Annotated in this window: 5 protein-coding genes and 1 pseudogene; 2 read left to right on the top strand and 4 right to left on the bottom strand. The window is 69.6% G+C overall.

What is annotated here, in order from left to right; all coding sequences use genetic code 11:
- Positions 1–441, bottom strand: a 441-nt coding sequence (locus tag G3I65_RS13990; protein WP_160696493.1) for a sigma-70 family RNA polymerase sigma factor, incomplete at its 3' end; no start/stop codon positions are given.
- A 150-nt stretch (positions 442–591) separates the two neighbouring features.
- Between G3I65_RS13990 and G3I65_RS13985 the strand changes: the two are divergent.
- Positions 592–3,404: pseudogene (locus tag G3I65_RS13985) on the top strand (discoidin domain-containing protein).
- Here G3I65_RS13985 and G3I65_RS13980 read toward each other — a convergent pair.
- Together G3I65_RS13980 and G3I65_RS13975 are read right to left on the bottom strand one after the other, a co-directional pair.
- Positions 3,384–4,004, bottom strand: a complete 621-nt coding sequence (locus tag G3I65_RS13980; protein ID WP_160696492.1) for a hypothetical protein — start codon at positions 4,002–4,004, stop codon at positions 3,384–3,386. The pseudogene G3I65_RS13985 and the gene G3I65_RS13980 overlap by 21 nt on opposite strands.
- 271 nt (positions 4,005–4,275) lie before the next feature.
- Positions 4,276–5,505: a S53 family peptidase gene (locus G3I65_RS13975; RefSeq protein WP_160696491.1), complete on the bottom strand. Its 1,230-nt coding sequence runs from the start codon at positions 5,503–5,505 to the stop codon at positions 4,276–4,278.
- Between the two features lie 260 nt (positions 5,506–5,765).
- On the opposite strand from G3I65_RS13975, the gene G3I65_RS13970 reads away from it, so the two are divergent.
- The gene (locus G3I65_RS13970; protein WP_160696490.1) at positions 5,766–8,090 is read left to right on the top strand and encodes a chitobiase/beta-hexosaminidase C-terminal domain-containing protein; all 2,325 of its coding nucleotides are present in this window, start codon (positions 5,766–5,768) and stop codon (positions 8,088–8,090) included.
- A 72-nt stretch (positions 8,091–8,162) separates the two neighbouring features.
- Here the strand turns inward: G3I65_RS13970 and G3I65_RS13965 are convergent.
- On the bottom strand, positions 8,163–8,518 hold a 356-nt coding region (locus G3I65_RS13965), incomplete at its 5' end, for an erythromycin esterase family protein (RefSeq protein ID WP_160696489.1).

Genomic DNA, 8,518 nt, shown 5'->3' with positions numbered 1-8,518 from the left:
CGCTTCGGAGCGGCCGACGATCGGGGCGATCTCCTCGAACGGCATCGCGAACATGTCCCGCAGCACGAACGCCAGCCGCTCGCCCGGGGTGAGCGTGTCCAGCACGACCAGCAGCGCGAGGCCGACCGAGTCCGCCATCAGCACCTCGTGCTCGGGGCCGGCGTCCTCGCGGCTGACGATCGGGTCCGGCACCAGCGTGTCCCACGGCTCCTCGCGCCGCGCCTTGCGCGACCGCAGCATGTCGAGGCAGACCCGGCCGACGACCGTCGTCAGCCAGCCGCCCAGGTTCTCGACGGCGGCGCTGTCGCTCCGGCTCAGCCGCAGCCAGGACTCCTGGACGGCGTCTTCGGCCTCGCTCAGCGAGCCCAGCATCCGGTAGGCGACGGCCCGAAGGTGGTCGCGGTGGGTCTCGAAGCTCCGGGCCAGGAAGTCGTCGTTCACGGGTGATCCTTTCGCGTGCGTCACCACCTTGACGTATCGCGCCGCGAAAATGTGACACGTCTGATGATTCGGTCCCGCTGAGCGGCATCCACCCTTGACGTACGATATATCAGCTGACAATCATCGGATCTCTCCAACGAAGGAGCGGCCATGAGAGTCCGAGCCTGCCTCGCCGCGGCCACCGTGCTGCTGGCGACCCTGATCACCCCGGCGAACGCCGAACTGCGGCACCCGCGCCAGGACTGGCTACGCGCCTCGACGGCCGGGCTGTTCCTGCACTGGGGCATGTTCACCGCGCCGCGGCACACCGACTGCACTGCCTGGGAGCACGACGTCACCGCCGGCGGCTGGACGCCGGACTACTGGATCGACGAGGCGAAGAAGCTCGGCGCGTCCTACGTCGTGCTCGCCACGTTCCACAGCAGGCTGGGCTACGCGCGGCCGTGGCCGTCGAAGATCCCCGGCAGCTGCTCGACCCAGCGCGACTTCCTCGGCGAGCTGATCGCCGCCGGCCAGGCCAAGGGCGTCCGCGTCCTGTTGTACATGACCGACGATCCCCAGTGGCACAACGAAACCGGCCACGAGTCGCTCGATTCGGCCGCCTACTCGGCGTACAAGGGCAAGCCGGTCGACCTGACCACCCGCGCCGGCTTCGGCGAGTTCGGCTATGACCTCTTCGACGAGGTCATGGACCGCTACCGCGACCTCGCCGGGTTCTGGATCGACAACGACAACGAGTACTGGGAACAGCACGGGCTCTACGAGCACATCCGCGAGAAGCGGCCGTCCTGGTTGCTGAGCAACAACAACGAGGACACCCCGATCATGGACACGGTCAGCAACGAGCAGAAGACCGGCATGACACCGTCCTACGACTACCCGCAGGCGGTCTACACGCCGATGCCACGGCTCACCGAAGCCGACTACAAGCTGCCGACCAACGGCGACTGGTGGTACAGCGGCGGCGACCAGGCCGTCGACTTCCGGCTCTCCACCGGCCGCTACATCACGAACGCGGGTTCGTCGATCAAGTCGCTGATGGCCGAAACCGCCATGCTGAACGGGAAGTTCCCGCCGCGGCAGGAGGAGTTCAACGACTTCATGGCATCCTGGACCCAGCCGATCAAGGAGTCGTTGCAGGGCACCGAAGGCGGCGGCTACCTGTACGGCGGCATGCAGCCGGGCTTCTGGAACGACGGCGCGCACGGCGTCATCACCGTGAAAGGCGCTACGCAGTACGTCCACGTGGTGACGCGGCCGTCGACGAACCTGGTCCGGCTGCGGGACAACGGCTACCGCGTCACGCGCGTCTCGGACCTGCGCACCGGAAAACCGGTGCGGTTCGCGCAGTCCGGCGGCTATCTGTCCATTCTGGACATCACGGACTGGGACGCCTACGACACGGTGTTCCGGGTGGAAACCGCCGGGCAGCAGTACTTCTACGACAAGAGCACGATCAAGGCGACCGCGTCGGCGGCCGCACCGGGACACCCGGCGGCGAACCTCGTCGACGGCAGCTACGAAAACTACTGGGACGCCGACGGTCAGCAACCCGTGTCGATCACCCTCGACCTCGGGAAGAAGCGGTCGACGGCCTACGTCGCGGTGCACGAACGTGAGTCATCGCCGACGTACGCGCGGGAATCGTTCGGCCGAGCCGAGGATTCCGCGCGGATCAAGGACTACCGCGTCGACGCCAGCGACGACGGGAAGACCTGGCGCACGGTGCGGACCGGCGCGCTGCCCAGCACCCGCGGGGTGCAGTTCGTCGACGTCGGCGAGGTGCACGCCCGGTACCTCAAGCTCGAAGTGCTGAACACGTGGTCCGGTCCGCAGGCCAAGCCGTTCTTCCACCAGCTCGCGCTCGACGAGGTCGACGTCGCCTACGGCTACCCGGACCCGCGCGGCGAAGTGCCGCTGGAGGCGGAATCGTGGCGCAACGGCTTCGAGGGCAAGGCTTCCCCGGTCTGGTGCGAGGCGTGCTCGGGCACTTCGGCCGTCACCGGTCTCGACCGCGGCGCCGTCGTCTTCCGGAACGTCCAGGCGTCGGGCCCCTCGCGCCTGCAGCTGGACACGACCGGGCCGGGCACGCTCTCGGTGAGCGTCAACGGCGCGGCACCCGTCACGGTCAGCGCGCCGGGCGCCATCGCCGCGCCGCTCGTCGCCGGGCCCAACACGATCAAGGTCTCCGGCACGACAGGTCTGGACCGCATCGCGGTGGCACCGCTGCCGCCCGAGTCGTACACGCCGAAGACGACGCTGACGGTCCAACCCGCCGGCGTGCAATGGGTTTCGCCCGGCAGGCAGTCGATGACGATCACCGCGTCGCTGCGGCTCGACGTCGACGACCCGATCGACGACGTCACGCTGGCGCCGGTCGTCCCGGCGGGCTGGACGCTCGAAGGCACCCCGGTGACCGCGTCGAACCTGCGGCTCGGTCAAGTCCTCAGTGGATCGTGGACGGTGACCGCCCCGGCGGCCGGGGACGTGACCATCCCGGTGACGGCGTCGTTCGCGACGCTCGGCCGCGCGAAGTCGGTCAGCAAACCGGTGGTGGTCAAGCCGCGTCCGACGGACCGGGTGTTCATGCGCGAGGCGGAGGACTCGGCCAACGACATCGGGGACGCCGGGGTCACGAGCTGTTCGCAGTGCTCGGGCGGGCAGAAGGTCCGCAACATCGGGGGCGGCGCCGGCGCGGCGGTGACGTTCCCGGACGTGGTCGTCCCCGCGGGGGGCAGTACGAGCTGTTCCTCGACTTCACCGTCAACGGCGACCGGTCGTACTTCGTGTCGGTCAACGGGGGCACGCCGGTCGAGGTGAAGGTCAGCGGCGCGGGGAACAACACCCCGTACACCACTTCGGTCCCGGTGACGCTGACCGCGGGCGCCAATGCGTTCCGGATCGGCAACGACCTCGCGGGAGCTCCGGATCTGGACCGGATTTCACTGGGTCAGCTCCCGTAGCACCCGCCCCGGGTCGATGTCGACGGCGCGGCCGGGGTCCCCGTCCGGCCCGCTCCAGGCGACGGAGACCCACAGCTCGGCGTAGTCGCCGCGGTCGACGCCGGGCAGCTGCCAGGTGAGCCGCGCGCCGTCGAGCCGGACGGCGTCGGCCAGCTGCCCCGACCAGTACGGCGGCACGTGCTGCCCGGTGCGCGAGCAGTGCAGCAGCATTTCCGCACCGGGACCGCCGACGCTCACCACGGCGTCGGCGGTCGCGGCCGTGAAAGCGCCTTCTCCGCCGCGGACGTCCGGCGGCGGAGCGGCGAGTCCGGCCTGGACGACGAACTCGCTGAGCGCTTCCCGGGCCAGCACGCGGAAGATGACGGTTTCCCGGGTGACCCCGGGTTGCTCGGTCTTGGTGACGCCGGAGAGCACGTCGAGCCGCACGGACCGGTGCCGCCACCGGCACAGCCGGGAGCCGGAGTCCAGACCCCAGGTCAGTTCCGGTTTCGCCGGCACGTCCCACCCGCCGACGCGGACGGCGAAGCGCACGTCGCCGAGCGGGGTGACGACGTCGAGCGCCCGCGAGGGCGTCCGCGAGAGCAGCTCGGTGTCCAGCATGCAGTCATCCTTACCCCGCACCGGCGGACCGCATGCAAAGGTCACCCGTCCGTGGCATGTGGACGGTGGCCCCGGCGCGCTCGCCGGGGCCACCCGCGCTCAGAACCCGGCGTCGCGGGGGTGTCCTGAACGGCTCAAGGGGCCCGCCCCACCGTCGTGTCGACTGTGCGGCCCACCCCGGCAGCCGGCGCGAGGGAATGTCATGAACGGGTCGTTCATGTCGTCCGACGAGGTGAACGACCCGTTCATGACATCCGGCCGGGGCCCGCGCTCAGAACCCGGCTGTCCCGTGCGGCGTGCCCAGCCCGGTCGGCCCGTCGTACCCGGGGCCCGCCGTGCAGAGGTACGTCCCGCCGCAGCTGCCGTTCGAGCCCGACGTCACGTCGTACAGCCCGTCGGCGTGCGCGTACGGGTAGGACCCCGACGTCACGGAGTTCCCCGCCAGCGCGTACACGCTCGCGATCACCGGCGACGACAGGCTCGTCCCGCCGACCTGGATCCAGCCGTCCGCGCCCTGGGCGAGGCCCAGCGACAGCAGCAGGTCGCAGAACGACGAGCTGCCGCAGCTGTTGTACGTGTCGTAGACGCCGAGCCCGGTGGCCGGGTCCGCGACCGCCGAGACGTCCGCGACCGTCCGCTTGGCGCACCCGGTGTCGTGCTGCCACGCCGGTTTCGCCTCCAGCGCGGAACACCCGCTGCCGCTGCCCTTCCACGTCGTCTCGGTCCAGCCGCGCGCGGCGGTCGTGGACTTCTTGAGCGTCGTGCCGCCCACCGCCGTGACGTACGGCGACGAAGCCGGCCAGCTGACGCCGTAGCCGGAGTCGCCCGAGGACGCCGTGACCGCGATACCCGGGTGGTTCAGGTGGGCGTCCGCGGCCAGGATCGTCGAGTCTTCGGTGCCGCCGTAGCTGTTGGAGATCGCCACCACGCCCGGCGTGGCCGCGGCCGTGTCGACCGCGGTCATCAGCGGGTCGGTGTCCGGGGAATTGGCCTCCACCAACAGGATCTTGCAGTCCGGGCAGGTCGCCGACGCCGCGTCGAGGTCGAGGCTGATCTCCATCGCCCAGCCGTAGTCGGGCGCGGGCAGCGGGCTCGCCGCGCCGTTCTGGTTGACCTTCTTGAAGCAGCCGTTGGCCGTCGTGCACGGCGAAAGCCCGCGCGCGGACCGGAACTTGGCCAGGTCGGCTTCGGCCGTCGGCGCGTCCTGGGCGTCCACGATGGCGACGGTCTTGCCGTTCGCGTGCAACCCGCCGAGGTTGTACGCGGCTTGGATCTCGGCCGGGCCGTAGCCGACCGGGGTCGAGGTGAGCAGCGGGCCGGAGCCCTTCGGGGACCGGATCGACTTGCCGAGGCAGTGCAGCTTGCCCGACGTGGCGCAGCCGAAGCTGACGACGCCGCCGCTCCGCAGGGGAGCGGCTTCGGCGGTCGAGGTGGCCACGGTCAGCGGGGCGGCGATGAGGGTGAGGACGATGAGGGACCGGAGCAGCCGTGGAGGCGACATTGCCTACTCCTCGGTAGGGGACGAGTGGCACGGGATCGTCGCATGTCACTCGATCGAGGTCACCCGGCAGAAGCATGTTTCTCGGTTCAGTCATTCGCCCACTGAGTAGCCAATCAGACGAAGAGCCACGAAACGCTTCACCCATTCGCGGATTGGTCCAGACAAGTGTTACCAAAAAGTGATCAACGATCCGCTGAGCGGGAGCTAATTTGTTGTCACTCACAACGAATGCTCGTGGATCCCCAACGGCGGAGGTCGGCGTGACCCGGACCCTGGACAAGCTTCGACGACGCGGCCCGAGGCTCGCGCTCGTCGCATCCGCACTGCTGGTGGCGGCGGGGCTGAGCGCCCCCGCCGCCCTCGCCGCGGACGACTACACGCAGAGCGTCAGCCAGCTCAGCTCGACGCAGGTGCAAATCAACTTCACCCCGACGACCCCCGCGCTGTACGTGGACGTCCACTACACCGGCGTGCCCGGCCTCGGCCAGCAGAACGTGCGGATGACCAACGGCTCCGGCACCTGGCGGACCACCGTCGGCGGCCTGAGCACCGGGAACACGCTGGACTACTGGTTCACCTACGAGAAGAGCGGGCCGCAGTACGACACCCCGCACTTCAGCTACACCGTCGGCGGCGGCACGACGACGGTCGCGGCGCCGACGTTCAGCCCGCCCGGCGGCACGTACTCCTCCGCCCAGACGGTGACGCTCAGCAGCGCGACCTCGGGCGCGACCATCCGGTACACAGTGGACGGTTCGACGCCGACCGCGTCCTCGACGCTCTACAGCGGACCGATCAGCGTGCCGAACTCCCGCACGGTCAACGCGATCGCGCTCAAGTCCGGCTCGACGACGTCGCCGGTGTCGAGCGCGACCTACACGATCGGCACCCAGGCCGGCTGCCCGACGCAGTCCGACACGCCGGACTTCGGGCCGAACGTGCGGATCTTCGACCCCGGCATGTCCGCGGCGACGATCCAGGCCCAGCTGGACACCGACTTCAACAACCAGAAGGACACGCTCACCGCGCAGATGGCGGACCGGCGCGTCGCGCACCTCTTCAAGCCCGGCACGTACAACAACGTGCACGACAACGTCGGCTTCTACACCTCGGTCGCCGGCCTCGGGCAGAACCCCGGCGACGTCCTGATCAACGGCGACGTCACCGTCGACGCCTTCAACGCCTCCGACAACGGCGTCGCACTGCAGAACTTCTGGCGCTCGGCCGAGAACATGGCGGTCAACCCGTCCGGCGGCAACGAGCGCTGGGCGGTCGCGCAGGCCGCGCCGTTCCGCCGGATGGACGTCCGCGGCGGGCTGCAGCTGTACCCGGCGAGCTACGGCTACGCCAGCGGCGGCTACATCGCCGACACGAAGGTCGCCGGCCAGGCCGCGTCGGTGTCGCAGCAGCAGTGGTACACCCGCGATTCGCAGCTCGGCAGCTGGGCGGGCGGCGTCTGGAACATGGTCTTCTCCGGCACCAGCGGCGCGCCGGCGAACACGTTCCCGAACCCGCCGGAGACCACGCTGGCCACGACCCCGGTCTCGCGCGACGTGCCCTACCTCTACGTCGACGGCTCCGGCAAGTACCGCGTGTTCCTGCCTTCCCTGCGCACCAACGCGTCCGGCCCGAGCTGGGCGAACGGCAGCACCCCGGGCACGTCGGCGCCGATGAGCCAGTTCTACGTCGTGAAGTCCGGTGACACGGCCGCGTCCATCAACAACGCCCTTTCCGCGGGCTGCAACCTGTTCTTCACGCCGGGCGTCTACCACCTCAACCAGACGCTCAACGTGACCAAGGCGAACACGACCATCCTCGGCATCGGCTACCCGACGCTGGTGCCCGACAACGGCGTCAACGCGATGCAGGTGTCCGATGTGGACGGTGTGCGGCTCAAGGGCCTGCTCTTCGACGCGGGCACGACGAACTCGCAGGCCCTGCTGACCGTCGGGCAGTCCGGGTCGTCGGCGTCGCACGCCTCGAACCCGACGACGATCCAGGACGTGTTCTTCCGGATCGGGGGCGCGATCGCCGGCAAGGCGACGAACAGCCTGATCGTCAACAGCTCCGACACGATCATCGACCACATCTGGGCGTGGCGGGCCGACCACGGCAACGCGGGCACGTACGGCTGGACCACGAACACGGCCGACACCGGGCTCGTGGTGAACGGCGCGAACGTGCTGGCCACCGGCCTGTTCGTCGAGCACTACCAGAAGTACCAGGTGATCTGGAACGGCCAGGGCGGGAAGACGATCTTCTTCCAGAACGAAATGCCCTACGACGTCCCGAACCAGGCGTCGTGGAACGCGCCTTCGGGCGTCGCCGGGTACGCCGCCTACAAGGTCGCGTCGAACGTGACCACGCATGAGGCGTGGGGTCTCGGGAGCTACTGCTTCTTCGACACCAACCCGGCGGTGTCCAGCTACCACGCGTTCGAGGTGCCGAACACCAGCGGCGTGAAGTTCCACGACCTGCTGACGGTTTCGCTCAACTACCGCGGCACGATCACGCACGTCATCAACGACGCGGGCGGTGTCACGCCTTCGGGCACGGTGCCGGTCAACGTGGTCAGCTACCCGTAAGCACTCTGCCGCGGCCGGTCGTGAGTGTTTAGGGCGGTTAGAACCGCCCTAAACACTCACGACCCCGTGTGTTCAAGCCAGGTGCAGCACGGCGTCGACGCCGCCGAGCATTTCCGCGTCCAGCGGGAAGTACCCCTGCTCGGGCTTGGTGTCGGTGCGGGTCCGGCCGGGCGGGACGTCGGCGGTCAGCCGCCAGCCGTCGGTGCCGCGCTGCAGCAGGCCTTCGTAGGTGTCCGCGGCCGGCTCGCCGAGCCCGAGTGCTTCGCTGCGGCCCAGGCTGCCGGCGATCACGGCGTACCGGTCGCCGAGCAGCGCCGCCACGATCGCGCCGGCGCCGGACCCCGTCCGCCGCAGGTGGCCGTTGTTCGCGAACACCAGCGTCCGGCCGGGCGTCGCCGCGTGGATGTCGAGGAGGTTCCGGGCCATGA

It is taken from the genome of Amycolatopsis sp. SID8362 (genome assembly GCF_010550475.1).
Classification (GTDB): Bacteria; Actinomycetota; Actinomycetes; order Mycobacteriales; family Pseudonocardiaceae; genus Amycolatopsis; species Amycolatopsis eburnea.
Note: the sequence above shows the minus strand (reverse complement) of the source record. Positions and strands in the feature narration are given on the sequence as shown.